Below are 15,253 nucleotides of genomic sequence, written 5' to 3' on the forward strand. Positions count from 1 at the left end.
ATGAATAATCCCGGTGCAGCATAATTTTCTCCTCTATTGGTTCTGGTTGGCCGTTAATGGCGCCACGGAAAGGCCCGCAGCACGAAGCGAGTCGATAATACGGTCCATTTGCAGGCCATCGCTGGCCTCGACCGAAATATCAATATACGTCGATTTTGCCGGTAAGTCGTTGAAAATTCTATGGTAAGAAATATCAATGACGTTTCCGCCGGCAGCCGAAATGGCTTCTGAAACCGTTGTCAGCTGGCCGGGTATGTCAATCAGTTCAATACGCAACCGGGCCAGTCGCCGCTGGCGCGCCAGATCACGCATCAGGATGGATGACAGGAGCCGGGTGTCGATATTGCCCCCGCAGATGATCGATCCGACCTTCCGACCACGGAACAGCGATGGATGGGCCAGCACGGCGGCAAGACCTGCCGCGCCTGCGCCCTCCGCCAGCGTCTTCTGGATCGTCAGCAACATGGACAGGGCGCTTTCCAGATTGGGTTCTTCCACGGTGACGATTTCATCAACGAGTTGAGAGACCACCTGGCGCGTCAATTGTCCGGGTTCGCGGACCGCGATCCCCTCAGCGAGGGTCATGCCGCCACAGGGGCGATGCCCCCCCTTCACAGCATTCAGCATGCCCGGGAACAGGGCCGCCTGTACGCCGATGATCCGGATGTTTGGATTGATCCGTTTGGCGACAATGGCCGTGCCTGAGATCAGACCGCCGCCACCAATTGGCACGATCAACGTATCAAGATCTGGCACCGTGGCGAGCATTTCCGCGGCAACCGTGCCCTGACCAGCACAGACATAGGGGTCGTCAAACGGATGAACGAAAGTCAGCCCTTCCTCCGAACAGATCTTGTGGGCAGCGGCATCGGCTTCGCCGTAATCAGCGCCGGTCAACACGACCCGTGCGCCGAGCGCACGCGTCTGTTCCACTTTCACCATGGGGGTGAATTGCGGCATGACAATTGTCGCATCAATGCCGAGCAGCGCCGCGTGCCTGGCGACACCCTGGGCGTGGTTGCCGGCTGACGCCGCGATTACACCGACCGCGCGTTCCTGCTCACTCAGGCTGAGCAGCTTGGCCAAGGCACCGCGTTCTTTGAAACTTCCCGTGTACTGAAAATTATCAAATTTCAGGAACAGGTCGCATCCCGTCGCTGCGGACAATTTCGGCGAGTGGATACACGGCGTCTCTACAATCCTGGACCAGGCGGGGTCCCGTTTGGAAACGATATCGTCAAAGACGCCTTCGTCCAGCCCGAGGATTGCCTCGGGCGCCGCTACCGGTGCGACCTCAGATGACAGTGGCATGGGGTATTTCCTTCCACTGACTTGGCTGTTCGCGACTGCGCCGCTCCAGACGGACATAACGGACATTGACCAGCCGTTCGATCTGCAGTCGGAGCGTTTCGATAGAGCGCGTTGAGCCGTAGGGAGAGACCTGCACTCGCGTCGTCACACCGCCTTCGATTTCTTCCACCAGAAGGCTGCGCACATACCAGCCGCGCTGCTCGATAATCGTCCAGATCCGGCGCAGCGTGCCGTTCACGTCGTCACTTTCGATGGTCAGGGTCTCGATGGTCATTTTGGTGCATCCATCATGTCAGAATTCGATTTACCGGCGGGAACGATCGGCCAGACATTTTCAGCCGGATCGATCACCACATGCATCAGGATAGGGCCTTCCGCCGCCAACAGCCGTTCAATCGCGGCGGGCACCTCGTTCGGGCTTTTGATCGTGAAGCCTTCGATACCGAAAGCCTGCGCCACCGCTGCAAAGTCAGGATTGTCCGACAGATCCACTTCAGAGAAGTTACCATCAAAGAACAGCTCCTGCCACTGACGAACCATCCCAAGGCGGGAGTTATTCAGAACAATGGCTTTCAGCGGTATGCCATAGCGGCGCATGGTCGCCAGCTCCTGGATGTTCATCATCACGCCGCCGTCACCGCTGATTGAGACGACTACGGAATCGGGCTCTGCCACCTTCGCGCCAATGGCGGTCGGCAAGCCAAATCCCATGGATCCGAGGCCACCGGACGTAATATGCGCCTGAGGACGGGAAAAGCGGCAATGCTGGGCGACCCACATCTGGTGCTGGCCCACATCGGACACTGCCACAAACTTGTCGCCCGCCTGCTCAGACAGCTCTTTCAGGAGCGCGGGCGCATAAATCCCTTCACCCGGCGCATCGTAGCGGATCGGGTTCTCATCGCGCCAGGCGAGGCACTGCTCCTGCCACGGACCGATAGAGTTGGGCTCGGGCCGGAACGCTTCCAGCATGGGTTTGATTTCGCACGACACAGCGACATGGGCGTGGCGCAGCTTTGAAATTTCGGAGGCATCGCGGTCAAAATGCACAACGCGGGCATGGGGGGCAAAAGTATCCAGCTTGCCCGTGGCCCGGTCATCAAACCGGGCGCCGACAACGATCAGCAAATCGCAGTCCTGAACAGCGAGGTTGGCCTGCTTGGTGCCGTGCATGCCCAGCATGCCTAGCAGTTGCGGATGGCCAGTAGGCAGGACGCCCAGCCCCTGCAGTGTACAGACGGCCGGAATTTTGGACCGCTCGACTAGCTTTCGCACCGCATCAACCGCACCGGCGCGCACAATGCCACCGCCCAGATAGAAGAGGGGCTTGCTGGCATCACGAACAGCCGCTTCGGCGCGGCGCAGGCCGTCTTCGTCGAGCGTGTTGTCCGTATGCTCTACCCGCGCAATGACGTCAGCCTGCGCACCAGCCACCTGCACATCCTTGGGGATGTCAATGACAACGGGACCCGGCCGGCCGCTCTCAGCGATTTCGATGGCTTCGGCGATGATGCGGGGAATATCGTTTGGATCACGGACGATATAGGAATGCTTCACGATCGGCATGGTGATACCGAAGGTGTCAATTTCCTGAAAAGCATCCGTACCCATCACAGGCTGGGCGACCTGCCCCGTGATGGCAACCATGGGCACGGAATCCATGAACGCATCGGCAATGCCGGTGACAAGATTGGTCGCGCCCGGGCCGGAGGTGGCAAAGCACACCCCCGCCCTGCGGGTCATGCGCCCCACCGCCGCAGCGGCGAAGGCGCATGCCTGTTCGTGCCGACACAGAATGTGTCGCAGACCAGACCCCGGAATGGCATCATAGACGGGCATGATGGCGCCGCCGGGATAGCCAAACACCGTATCCACCCCCTGGGCCAGCAACGAGTCCACGACAAGCGACGCACCGGTTTTCGGGCGAGCGACGGTCTGTTGATCAAGCTTGGGGGCGGTGGTGTTCATGGGGTCGAGCCTTTATCGGTTCATTTGTCTGCGTTGTTGGCGCCAGGCTGCAGCCAGCTCATCCGGCTGCGGAGTTTCTGGCCCACTTCTTCCATCTCGTGGTCCAGATCCTGATGCATCAGCTGGTCATAGCGGGCTTTGCCAGCCTGGTTTTCGAGGATCCATTCGCGGGCGAATGTCCCGTCCTGAATATCCTTGAGGACAGCGCGCATCGCTTCGCGGGAGGTCTCGTTGACCACGCGAGGACCCGAAACCAGATCGCCATAGGCGGCTGTTTCGGAGATGAACTCATGCATTTTCGCGATGCCGCCTTCATGCAGCAGATCCACGATCAGCTTCAGCTCGTGCAGGCACTCATAATAGGCCAACTCGGGCGCGTAGCCGGCTTCCGTCAGGGTTTCGAAGCCCATTTTCACAAGCTCGGTCACGCCGCCGCACAGGACAGCCTGTTCACCGAACAGGTCAGTTTCGGTCTCGTCGCGGAAGGTCGTTTCAAAGATCGCAGCGGCGGTACCGCCAATGCCGTCCGCGTAGGCGAGCGCGCGATCAGAGGCTTTGCGAGACGCGTCCTGATAGACGGCGAACAGACAGGGCACGCCCCGGCCTTTTTCATACTCACGACGGACGAGGTCACCGGGACCCTTGGGCGCCACCATGACGACGTCGACATTCTTTGGGGGCTTCACGCGGCCGTAAAGGACAGAAAAACCGTGGGCGAACAGAACCGTATCGCCATCTTTCAGGTTTGGCAGAACGTCGTTCTGGAAGATGCTCTCATGCTGCATGTCCGGCGCGGTGATCGCGATCAGCTGCGCTTCCTTGGCGGCCTGGTCAGGCGGCAGAACGCGGAAGCCATCGGCCTCGGCCTTGGCTTCCGATGGTCCGCCGCGACGTGCACCGATGATAACATCGAGACCGGAGTCCCGCAGGTTGCGGGCGTGGGAACGCCCCTGGCTGCCAAAGCCGATGATGGCAATTGTGGTGCCGTCAAAGGTGCCCGGCTTCACGTCATCCTTGGTGAAGACGCGCATTTCTTCCTTGGTACTCATGATCTTCCTTCCGTCACAGTGGTCGTTGCGCCCTTGCTCGCCGAACCGACGAGAGCTGCGTATTTATCAAAAGCGCCGCCCATATAACGGGGTGGACGCGGGGTGATTTCTTTGGCGCGGGCATCCCAGTCGATATCCGCGTCGATGGTCCGTGCTTCCGCATCGATCCGCATACGGTCGCCATCTTTCAGCAGGCCGATCGGGCCGCCGAGCGCCGCCTCAGGCGCCACGTGACCGATCACAAAGCCGTGACTGGCGCCAGAGAACCGGCCATCGGTGATGAGCGCGACCTTGCCGGCCAGGCCCTGCCCGGCAATGGCCGCCGTGGTCGCCAGCATTTCGCGCATGCCAGGACCGCCTTTGGGTCCTTCATAGCGGATCACGACAACATGGCCTTCCTTGATCTCGCCACGACCGACGGCAGCGAAGGCATCTTCTTCGCATTCAAAAACGCGGGCCGTGCCCTCGAAAACGCCATCGGAATAGCCAGCGGTTTTCAGGACGGCACCTTCAGGGGCCACCTGGCCGTACAGGACGCGCAGGCCGCCCGTCTTTTTCAGCGGGTTGTCCAGTGGACGGACCACTTTCTGATCTGGCGCTTCTTCCGCCAGGTCGATCTCTTCGAACAGGGTCCGGCCTGAGACGGTGGGTGCATCCACGATCAGGCCTGCTTCGCGCAGGCGTTTGCCGAACAGACGGCAGCCCCCGGCCTTGTACAGATCAACGGCCACATAGCGGCCACCTGGCTTCATGTCCGCAAACACGGGTGCGATGCGCGACAGCTCATCAAAAATATCGATAGAGAACGGTACGCCCGCCTCTGTCGCGATTGCGGCGAGGTGCAGGACGGCATTGGTGGAACCGCCAGAAGCAACGACTGAAACGGCGGCATTTCGCAGGGAGGTTTCGGTCACGAAATGGCGCGAATCCGGCCCTTCGAGCGCCCGTTTCGCCGCGAGCATGCCGCAACGATGGGCCTCACCCGCCTTCGCTTCATCCGTGGCCGGTGGATCGCCCGCGCCCAACGGCGCCAGGCCGAGGAATGCCAGGGCCATGGCCATCGTATTGGCCGTGAACTGACCACCACAGGCGCCGGCGCCGGGGCAGGCGTGGCGCTCAACCGCGTCCAGTTCACTATCACCGATCTGGCCTTGGGAGTGCGCACCGACTGCTTCGAATACGTCCTGAATGGTGACGTCCTTGTCGTTCAGGCAGCCGGGCGCGATGGTCCCGCCGTAAAAAATGACGCCCGGGATATCCATCCGAGACAGGGCCATGGCGGCGGCTGGCAGGGTCTTGTCACAGCCAACCAGAATGACCGCGGCATCAAGCGCATGGCCGCGCACAGCCAACTCGATCGAGTCCGCGATGACCTCGCGCGACATCAAAGATGCCCGCATTCCTTCATGGCCCATGGTAATGCCGTCGGAGACGACGATGGTCCCAAATTCGACCGGCACACCGCCGCCTTCGCGCACGCCCTCGACAACAGGCGCGGCCAGGTCACGCAGGTGCATGTTGCACGGCGTGACCGAAGAATAGGTGTTGATCACCGCGACCATGGGCTTGTCGAAATCCTCATCCGACATGCCGGTTGCCCGCAACATTGCTCTCGCCGCTGCCCGTGAGGGTCCTTTGGTGATGGCGTCGCTACGTTTTTGTCGGGTCATGGTCCTGGTCTTCTGTCATTTGTGGTGAAGGTTAAAAAAAAAGCTCCCTTTCGGGAGCTTTGCCTCGGCGCTGCGTATGCGTTTACCGATGCCGCTCCCGCGGGGATATGAAGTCAATAAGGAGTACGAGACCGACCACGAGCCGAGCCGCGACCCGCGCGAGCGGGACGTTGACGAGGTTCGCTAGGACAGTCGCGTTTACCATCTGATCCAATTCCGAAAAAACGTGCGAGCGAGGCCCGCGTGCAGGTCCGCTACCATAACGTCGCAGGGCACGCAACCACCAAAAGCCATCTTATGCTGAGTTGCGCGCGCTGTGCGCCGTTTTCTGTCATTGCGCCAGATCAGATGGCGTCTTTCTGCGTTGGCGCCGCGTTGGACAGGGCTTCGATCCTGTCTGTCGGGGCGACATACCAGAAATGGTCTTTCTCCTCCTCCCAATTGCCCAGCATTTCCAAAGCGCGGGGCGATCCTGTCTGTTCTGCATGACGTGTGACCAACGCCCGCAATTCTTCTTCTTTTTCAGCTGTGGGGCGCATCCAGTGGACATGCTCTGGATTGACCAGCAACTCAAACCGCGACTCCTGGTCGAACACAAAGGCTTCGCCGCCGGTCATCCCCGCGCCGAAATTGTCCCCCACGGATCCAAGAATGACGACCGTACCGCCGGTCATGTACTCACAACCATTTGAGCCGCAGCCTTCAATCACCGCGACGGCACCGGAGTTGCGCACGGCGAAGCGTTCCCCTGCGCGGCCTGCCGCCAGAAGATAGCCTGCGCTCGCGCCATAAAGGCAGGTATTGCCGATGATGACGTCCTGGGTCCACGGCTCCTTGGAGAACGGACGAATGACGATCTGCGCACCGGACAGGCCCTTGCCCACATAGTCATTGGAGTCGCCTTCCAGCTGAATCCGCAGGCCGTTGGCCCCGAACGCCCCGAGAGACTGCCCCGCTGATCCGCGCAGAGACAATGTCAGATGGCCATCGGGCAGCCCCTCAGGCCCGAACCGGCGAACAATCTCGCCGCTCGTCCAAGTACCGACCGCACGGTGCGTATTCTTCACCGTATAGGTCAGCTGCATTTTCTCCATGCGCTCCCAGACGGGAGCAGAGTCCTGCATCACCTGCGCGTCGAGCGTCTCACCAACTTCATTGCGGTGGGTCCGGTCAGAGCGCGGCGGATGATCCGTCTCCTGCGCGCGCACGAGGAGCGGGTTCAGGTCGAGGTCGTCAAGATCAGGCGATCCACGGCTGATCTGACGCAACAGGTCTGTCCGGCCAATGACGTCATCGATCGACTTCATCCCCAGTTGAGACAGAATTTCGCGCACCTCCTCGGCGAGGAACGTCATCAGATTGATCACGTGATCCGCTGTGCCGACAAACCGGCTGCGCAGGCTGTCATCCTGGGTGCAGATGCCGACAGGGCAGGTATTAGCCTGACACTGACGAACGATCAGACAGCCCATGGCGACCAATGACAGGGTACCGATGCCGAATTCTTCCGCCCCCAGCATGGCAGCGATAACGATATCGCGGCCAGTCCGCAGACCCCCGTCCGTCCGCAAGGTGACGGATTCGCGCATATCATTCAGTGTCAGGATCTGGTTGGCTTCCGCCAGGCCCAGCTCCCACGGACTGCCCGCAAATTTGATCGATGTCTGCGGGCTGGCACCTGTGCCCCCCACATGACCGGCAATCAGGATGACATCCGCTTTGGCCTTGGCGACGCCCACCGCAATGGTGCCCACGCCAGCAGAGGAAACGAGCTTCACGCAGACGCGTGCTGACGGATTGATCTGCTTCAGGTCATAGATCAGCTGCGCCAAATCTTCGATCGAATAGATGTCGTGGTGCGGCGGTGGCGAAATCAGTGTCACGCCGGGCGTCGACTTGCGCATCTTGGCGATGAATTCTGTCACCTTGAAGCCGGGCAGCTGCCCACCTTCGCCGGGCTTGGCGCCCTGCGCCACTTTGATCTCGATCTCGCGGCACTGGTTCAGATATTCCGCGGTCACACCAAAGCGGCCCGATGCGATCTGCTTGACCGCAGAGTTCCAGTTGTCACCGTTCGGACGCCGCTCATACCGCGCCGGATCCTCGCCACCCTCGCCGGACACCGACTTGGCGCCGATCCGGTTCATGGCCAGGTTCAATGTTCCGTGTGCCTCTTCGGATAGGGCCCCCAGCGACATGCCGGGTGTCACGAAACGCTGGCGGATCGAGTTGACACTTTCAACCTGGTCCATCGGCGTTGCGCGTTCCGGCAGGCGGAAGCCGAGCAGGTCCCGCAGCTGGATCGCGTCCTGCGACTGCAGGATAGCCGAGAACTTCTTGAACTCGACATAGTCGTTGTTCCGCACGGAATTGTGCAGGTGACGGACGGCTTCAGCCTCATAGGCATGACGCTCGCCTCCCTTGCGGATCCGGTAGAACGACCCGACCGGCAACCGGGCAAGCGTTTCGTCCCAGGCCGTCTGGTGCAGGCGATAAAGTGCCTTCTCGATACCGGAGAGCCCGAGCCCGGAAATCCGGCTCGACGCATCGGGGAAGAACTCGGAAATCAGTGTGCGGGACAGTCCGACAGTTTCAAAGTTACAGCCGCCCCGATAGGCGGACAGCACCGACACACCCATTTTCGAGATGATCTTGAGAAGACCGGCCTCAACCGACTTCTTGTAGTTCACCAGACACTGGGACAGGGTCAGGTCACCATACCGGCCCGCTTCGTGACGGTCGGCAATGGTCTCCATCGCAAGGTACGGGTTCACGGTCGTTGCGCCGACGCCAATCAGCACCGCTGAATAATGAGCGTCCAGGCACTCCGCCGACTGAACGTTGAGCGAACAGCGGGAGCGTAGACCACGCTCGATCAGGCGGCGGTGAACGCCGCCCGTGGCCAGCACCATGGGCACCGGCATCCGGTCCGCAGACTGATGGCGATCGGTCAGAATGATGTGTCCTGCCCCGCCTTTCTCGATCGCGTCACAGGCGTCCTGACGGATGCGATCAAGGGCTTCAGCGAGGGTGCTGCCGGACGGTGCATCGGAGGATGGCAGCGGCGCGGTACAGTCGATCTCGACCACCCCTTCCCCGAGGGTCGTTTTCATGCGCTCAAGCATGCCATTGGTCAGGATCGGACCGTCGAGAACAAAAACGTTCGTCTGCGCCGAATCTTCAGCAAGAATATTGCCCAGATTCTTGAAGCGCGTCTTGAGACTCATCACGCGGCCTTCGCGCAGCGGGTCGATTGGCGGGTTTGTCACCTGGCTGAACCGCTGGCGGAAGAAGTGCGGCAACGGACGATATTGGTCAGACAGCACAGCGAGTGGCGTGTCGTCACCCATCGAACCGATGGCTTCCTTGCCGTCCATGGCCATGGGCTTCAGGATGAGTTCCAGATCTTCAGCCGTGTAGCCCGCCCCATACTGGCGCCGACCCAGGGTATCATCTTCGAACAGACGATCCTCGGGCCCCGGCCCGATCATCTTTTCGAGGTCCTTAATGTTGGTCAGCCATTTGTCGTATGGGTGCGCCGCCGTCAGCTTGTCGAGGATCGCGTCATTGTCGTAGAAACGCCCCTCTTTGAGATCGACGGCAATCATGCCGCCCGCAGAGACGGAACCGCGCTTGACCACAAACTTGTCACCGAGCGGGCACATGCCGGTCTCGGACCCCACGGCCAACAAGCCGTCATCGGACAAAGCATAGCGCAGTGGCCGCAGACCGTTCCGGTCGAGGCCGGCAATGGCCCAGCGCCCGTCACAGGCGGCAATTGCCGCGGGGCCGTCCCACGGCTCCATGACGGCATTGCAATATTCGTAGAGCGCGCGGCGTTCCGGCGACATGATCGACGTCCGCTTTGACCAAGCCTCAGGTATCAGCAGCGCTTTCACCATGGGCGCGGAACGCCCTGCCCGCACAAGCACTTCGTAGACGGAGTCAAGCGCGCCACTATCCGACGTCCCGGGCTGGATGATCGGCTTGATGTCCTCGTCATGGTCGCCATAGACACTGGACGCCATCTTGATCTCGTGGCTCTTCATCCAGTTCACATTGCCGCGCAGCGTGTTGATCTCACCATTATGTGCCAGCATGCGGAAAGGCTGGGCCAGTCGCCATTGCGGGAACGTGTTGGTGGAATACCGCTGGTGGAAGATGGCAAAGGACGAGACGAATCGGCTGTCCTGCAGGTCCAGGTAAAATTTGTCGATGTCCTGCGCCAGAAACATGCCCTTGTAGATCACATCAGTCGGCGACAGCGAGCAGATGTAGAAGTCAGGAATACTCGCAGCGAGCACCTGCTTCTCAATCCGGCGACGGACGATATAGAGGGTCCGCTCCAGTTCCGAGCTGTCGCGGCCCGACGGATCGTGGAACAGGAGCTGCTCGATTTCTGGTCGCGTGTCGTTGGCTTTGCGGCCGATCACCGACGGATCGACCGGCACCTGACGCCAGCCATAAAGCCGAAAACCAAAACGCAGGATCTCGGTTTCAACGATGGCGCGGGCCTTGTCCTGGGCCCCGAAATCCGTCCGTGGCAGGAAGATCATGCCAACGCAGACGTCGTTCTGGCCGGGCTCCTGCCCGCCGCGCACGACCTTGTCCTTGAAGAATTCCTGGCTCACGCCGATGCGCACGCCAGCGCCATCACCCGTTGCGCCATCCGATGCCACAGCCCCGCGGTGCCACACGGCCTTCAGGGCGGCGATTGCTTTGGACACGACCTCGCGCCGCGGCTTGCCATCAATGGCGGCGATCAGGCCGACGCCGCAGGCATCCCGCTCGTCACGAGGGTCATAAAGGCCATCAAAAGGGCGGCCAAAAAAGTCATTCGTCATTTTATCGGTCCCTTGCGGGGGCCCTGTCCCGGCATCGGGGAAGGGCCTTGCATCAAGCGTTAATCGTATCGCGTCGATCAGGCGACGGAAGCGAGATCAGCAGCGGCTTTCTTGGTGGCAGCCTCTGCCGTCAAATGAGTGTGCATCGCGGCGGCCGCCTTTTGTCCATCATGGATAGCCCAGACGACGAGCGATGCGCCGCGAACGATATCACCGGCCGCAAATACGCCTGGCACGACGGTCTGAAACGTCTTCGGGTCCACCTTCAGGGTCCCCCAACGGGTGATCGACAATTCCGGATCGCCGAACAGGCCGGGCATGTCCTCAGGATCAAAGCCGAGGGCCTTGATCACGAGATCGGCTTCCAGTTCCACGTCGTCACCGGGCACTTCTTCAGGCGCCTGACGACCGGAGGCATCGGGCGCACCGAGGCGCATGCGCGCGACCCGGACACCGGTCACCCGGTTTGCATCGCCAAGGACGGCTTTGGGGGCCGACAGCCAACGAAATTCCACGCCCTCTTCTTCGGCGTTCTGCACTTCGCGGGCGGAGCCGGGCATGTTGGCCCGGTCACGGCGATAAAGACAGGTGACCGATGCTGCATCCTGGCGGATGGCGGTGCGGACACAGTCCATGGCGGTGTCACCCCCGCCAATCACGACGACGCGCTTGCCCTCAGCGTTCAGAAGACCGCTTTCATAGTCGATCACCTCGTCGCCAAAGCCCTTGCGGTTCGATGCCGTGAGGTACTGCAGCGCCGGCACAACGCCATTATTGCCGCTGCCCGGCAGGGTCAGGTCGCGCGCCTTGTAGACGCCGGTCGTCACCAGCACGGCATCATGCTTCTCGCGCAATTCGGCAAAGGAAATGTCTTTGCCGATATCCGTGTTGAGAACGAAGGTGACCCCCGCCTCTTCGAGCCGCTGGACACGTCGTGCGACGACATGCTTCTCAAGTTTGAACCCGGGAATGCCGTAGGTCAGCAGACCGCCGGCGCGGTCGTAACGGTCATAGATCGTGACCTGATAGCCCAGCGACCGCAGGCGATCAGCCGCGGCCATACCGCCGGGACCCGCACCGATGATGCCAACGGACTGCGCACGCTCACGACGCGGCTGGATCGGCTTGACCCAGCCTTCCTGCCAGGCCGTCTCCGTGATGAACTGCTCGACAGCGCCGATCGTCACGGTGCCGTGGCCCGATTGCTCGATCACGCATGACCCCTCGCACAGGCGGTCCTGCGGGCAGATGCGGCCACAAATTTCGGGCATGGTGGAGGTCGAGGAGGACACCTCATAGGCCTCATCCAGCCGTCCTTCAGCGGCCAGCATGAGCCAGTCGGGAATATGATTGCCTAACGGACAGCCCGACGCACAGAACGGGACACCGCATTGCGAACAGCGCGAAGACTGCGTCTCCGCTTCACTGACCTTGAACCCCGTATAGATTTCGGAAAAATCTTCGCGACGCACTTCTGCGGCACGTTTTTCCGGCGTCTTCCGGGGGGTCGTTACGAATTTCAACATATCAGACATACCATAGCCTCAACACCAAAATGCGCCGCAACGCAAGAGCGCCCCGCCGACAAAATGCCGACGAGGCGCTCTATTTTAGCTGAAAATGCTAAATTGCGACGAAATATCGCCGAAGTCGTTACATTGACTTGCCGATCGTGAAGACGACGCCGCCTTCTGCGATCTCGCCCAGATAGTCTTCTGCGTCGGTATCAACCCAAGCAGCAGACAGATCGAGGCCAGCATACGATGTGTCGAGCGACACAGCGTAGTCGATTTTCTCGTCACCAAAGGCGCCATCTTCCAGACCAACGTGCAGGCCGAGGGAGAATGGTGATTCACCCAGCGGGAAGCCAGCGTCAGCATAGACGTAGACGTTGTCGTCGCCGAGATTGTCCTGGTCAGGCGCATAGGCCAGACCACCGGTCAGCTCAGCAACACCGACGGTGCCGGAAACCGAACCGTATACTTCATAGTACTCGGTGTCGTCCGAACCTGGGTAGAAGTAGCTGATCGCGCCGACGTCAAATGCGAGGCCACCGGCTTCAAAGCCGTAACCAGCATAGAAGTCGAGCTCGGTTTCGCTACCGGCGAACTCGTCGATCGAAGACGCCCAGGTGCCGACATAGAAGCCGGATTCGTGAGCGGCGTCGAAGCCACCCTGAATGGCGAATTCGTCAGCACTCAGCGACACACCGCGGAAGCGATAGTCGGAAGTGAAGGCGACGTTGCCGCTGACTTCAAAACCTTCAAGGTCTTGAGCGTGGGCAGAACCAACAGCTGCGAGTGCAGCGGCGGCAATTAGAAGAGTTTTCTTGTTCATCTCTAGCTCCAGTTGTGTCCAACGAATGCCCGGCAATACCAGCCCACCCGTCCCTCATCGTCCCCAATGCCCCGGGGATCCCTCAATGAAGGCGGGATCCATCCCGCCTTCGCATTCTTGTCAGCCGTCAGGCTTTCGCTGCGGCGTCCGGCGCGTAGCCCGACGGTGCGCGGTCAACGAACTCCGGATAGGCTTCGAGACCGAGTTCCGCGATATCGCCGCCCGCCATCTCGTCTTCCGCCGTCATGCGGATGCCGAGCGTCAGCTTCAGAGCGAACCAGACGATGGCGCTGGTCGGGATGACCCAAGCCGCAACAGCTGCAACACCTGTAATCTGGGCGATGAAGCTCGCATCACCGTTGGTGGCCGGCACGATCAATGTCCCGAAGATACCGGCAATCAGGTGAACCGGAATGGCGCCAACGACATCGTCGATCTTGAACTTGTCGAGCATCGGAATGGCGAAGGTCACGAGGACAGCACCAGCGGCACCGATCAGGATCGCTTCCCAGATGGCAGGGGTCAGCGGCTCGGCCGTGATGGAGACGAGACCGGCCAGCGCGCCGTTCAGCACCATGGTCAGGTCGACCTTCTTGTAGAGAACCTTCGTCAGCAGGGTCGCGGCAACCACGCCACCGGCAGCAGCCATGTTGGTATTCGCAAAGATCTGCGAGACCGCGACCGCGTCAGCCGCTGAACCCAGGGCCAGCTGCGATGCGCCGTTGAAACCGAACCAGCCGAGCCAGAGGATAAACGTACCCAGTGTGGCGAGCGGCAGGTTTGAGCCCGGCATGGGGGTCACGCGACCGTCGGTGAACTTGCCAATCCGGGGACCAAGAATGAGCACGCCCACAAGCGCGGCCCAACCGCCAACCGAGTGCACGATGGTCGAGCCGGCAAAGTCTTGGAAATTGGCTTGGTCGAGCCAGCCGCCGCCCCATTTCCACGCCCCTACGACAGGGTAGATGATGGAGGTCAGAACGACCGTAAAGATCAGAAACGGGAACAGCTTGACCCGCTCGGCCACAGCACCGGAAACGATCGATGCGGCTGTCGCAACGAACACCATCTGGAAGAACCAGTCGGACGCAGCCGAATAGCCGGTATCAAGGGCGATCACCTCGTCGCTGGCGACCTCAGACGGCCCCCACGTCGTGAAAGAGCCGAAGAACTGGTCAACGCCGTCATACATCAGGTTGTAGCCGACGAGGTAGAACATGATGCCGGCCACAGCATAGAGAACCATGTTCTTCAGGCAGATATCCGCCACGTTCTTCGTGCGGACGAGGCCCGCTTCGAGCATGCAGAAGCCTGCGGCCATGAACATGACGAGGAAGCCGCCGATCAGGAACAACAGGCTGTTGAAGACGAAAGTCACTTCCTCAGCGCTTTGCGCCATGGCGGGGGATGCCCAGATGCCGATGGCAGCCGAAAGGCCAGCCGCGACTGCGAATTGTTTCAGTTTCATGATCTGTCCTATTTTCGTTAGCCCGCTTAAAGGGCTTGCTCGCCCTGTTCGCCCGTCCGGATGCGCACCGCGCGCTCCAGCGGCTGGACAAAAACCTTGCCGGCGCCGATCCGGCCCGTATTGGCCGCCTCGACGATGGTTTCCACGACCTGCTGCTCAAGCGACGCCGGAACGGCGATCTCGATCTTCAGCTTCGGCGTGAACTGGACCTCATATTCGGCACCACGATAGACTTCGCGATGTCCCTTCTGGCGACCGAAGCCGCGGACGTCGGACACAGTCAGGCCCGACACGGAGAGCGTAGACAGTGCCTCACGCACGTCATCCAGCTTCTGGGGCGTAATTATCGCAGTAATGAGCTTCATTTGGCCTCTTCTTGATTGTTTATGAACGATAGAACCAGACTTTTGTGCAACGCAACCGATTTGTGACAATTAGGGCATCAATGGACATGGCTGTTGCATGAAAACACCACGATGACCTCGAGGTTGGGCCGTTTCTTTCAAACCTGATTCGCTCGCTGTGCCGTCGTCGATTCGGCTCTAGGTCAGTCGAGCGGGCAGCGTGCCAACCGCAACGGTACTTCTTTCCGGCCTGCCATGGGCC

The 15,253-nt window shown here is 60.6% G+C and carries 10 protein-coding genes; all 10 read right to left on the reverse strand.

The genetic code is table 11. From position 1 onward, the window contains the following. Positions 1 to 33 precede the first annotated feature (33 nt). Positions 34 to 1,311, reverse strand: coding sequence for a threonine ammonia-lyase (locus tag RUI03_RS13255; protein WP_317287942.1), 1,278 nt, complete (start codon positions 1,309 to 1,311; stop codon positions 34 to 36). Further along, complete coding sequence (locus tag RUI03_RS13260) at positions 1,295 to 1,585, reverse strand: ACT domain-containing protein (RefSeq protein ID WP_317287943.1); 291 nt, start codon at positions 1,583 to 1,585, stop codon at positions 1,295 to 1,297. Before RUI03_RS13260 ends, RUI03_RS13255 begins: the two co-directional genes overlap by 17 nt. Further along, positions 1,582 to 3,279: an acetolactate synthase 2 catalytic subunit gene (gene ilvG / locus RUI03_RS13265; RefSeq protein WP_317287944.1), complete on the reverse strand. Its 1,698-nt coding sequence runs from the start codon at positions 3,277 to 3,279 to the stop codon at positions 1,582 to 1,584. Before ilvG ends, RUI03_RS13260 begins: the two co-directional genes overlap by 4 nt. Before the next feature lie 20 nt (positions 3,280 to 3,299). Continuing rightward, positions 3,300 to 4,328, reverse strand: a complete 1,029-nt coding sequence (gene ilvC / locus RUI03_RS13270; RefSeq protein ID WP_410795880.1) for a ketol-acid reductoisomerase — start codon at positions 4,326 to 4,328, stop codon at positions 3,300 to 3,302. After that, positions 4,325 to 5,998 carry a dihydroxy-acid dehydratase gene (gene ilvD, locus RUI03_RS13275; RefSeq protein WP_317287945.1) on the reverse strand — a complete coding sequence of 558 codons (1,674 nt, stop codon included), beginning with the start codon at positions 5,996 to 5,998 and terminating at the stop codon, positions 4,325 to 4,327. The genes ilvC and ilvD overlap by 4 nt, the downstream gene beginning before the upstream one ends. 344 nt (positions 5,999 to 6,342) lie before the next feature. Further along, positions 6,343 to 10,842: a glutamate synthase large subunit gene (gene gltB, locus RUI03_RS13280; protein WP_317287946.1), complete on the reverse strand. Its 4,500-nt coding sequence runs from the start codon at positions 10,840 to 10,842 to the stop codon at positions 6,343 to 6,345. Between the two features lie 77 nt (positions 10,843 to 10,919). After that, positions 10,920 to 12,368 (reverse strand): NAD(P)-dependent oxidoreductase, encoded by a 1,449-nt coding sequence (locus RUI03_RS13285; RefSeq protein WP_410795952.1) that lies wholly within the window; start codon positions 12,366 to 12,368, stop codon positions 10,920 to 10,922. A 127-nt stretch (positions 12,369 to 12,495) separates the two neighbouring features. Further along, entirely contained in the window at positions 12,496 to 13,179 is a 684-nt protein-coding gene (locus RUI03_RS13290) for a TorF family putative porin (protein WP_317287948.1), read from the reverse strand. Between the two features lie 127 nt (positions 13,180 to 13,306). Beyond that, positions 13,307 to 14,647 carry an ammonium transporter gene (gene amt, locus RUI03_RS13295; protein WP_317287949.1) on the reverse strand — a complete coding sequence of 447 codons (1,341 nt, stop codon included), beginning with the start codon at positions 14,645 to 14,647 and terminating at the stop codon, positions 13,307 to 13,309. 26 nt (positions 14,648 to 14,673) lie between these two features. Next, complete coding sequence (locus tag RUI03_RS13300) at positions 14,674 to 15,012, reverse strand: P-II family nitrogen regulator (protein WP_317287950.1); 339 nt, start codon at positions 15,010 to 15,012, stop codon at positions 14,674 to 14,676. Positions 15,013 to 15,253: the final 241 nt, after the last annotated feature.

The organism is Parvularcula sp. LCG005, assembly GCF_032930845.1.
In the GTDB taxonomy this organism is placed as follows: Bacteria; Pseudomonadota; Alphaproteobacteria; order Caulobacterales; family Parvularculaceae; genus Parvularcula.

Coding starts and splice junctions, on each gene's coding strand:
- RUI03_RS13255 (WP_317287942.1), bottom strand. CDS start 1,311: ATGCCACTGTCATCTGAGGTCGCACCGGTAGCGGCGCCCGAGGCAATC.
- RUI03_RS13260 (WP_317287943.1), bottom strand. CDS start 1,585: ATGACCATCGAGACCCTGACCATCGAAAGTGACGACGTGAACGGCACG.
- ilvG (WP_317287944.1), bottom strand. CDS start 3,279: ATGAACACCACCGCCCCCAAGCTTGATCAACAGACCGTCGCTCGCCCG.
- ilvC (WP_410795880.1), bottom strand. CDS start 4,328: ATGAGTACCAAGGAAGAAATGCGCGTCTTCACCAAGGATGACGTGAAG.
- ilvD (WP_317287945.1), bottom strand. CDS start 5,998: ATGACCCGACAAAAACGTAGCGACGCCATCACCAAAGGACCCTCACGG.
- gltB (WP_317287946.1), bottom strand. CDS start 10,842: ATGACGAATGACTTTTTTGGCCGCCCTTTTGATGGCCTTTATGACCCT.
- RUI03_RS13285 (WP_410795952.1), bottom strand. CDS start 12,368: ATGTTGAAATTCGTAACGACCCCCCGGAAGACGCCGGAAAAACGTGCC.
- RUI03_RS13290 (WP_317287948.1), bottom strand. CDS start 13,179: ATGAACAAGAAAACTCTTCTAATTGCCGCCGCTGCACTCGCAGCTGTT.
- amt (WP_317287949.1), bottom strand. CDS start 14,647: ATGAAACTGAAACAATTCGCAGTCGCGGCTGGCCTTTCGGCTGCCATC.
- RUI03_RS13300 (WP_317287950.1), bottom strand. CDS start 15,012: ATGAAGCTCATTACTGCGATAATTACGCCCCAGAAGCTGGATGACGTG.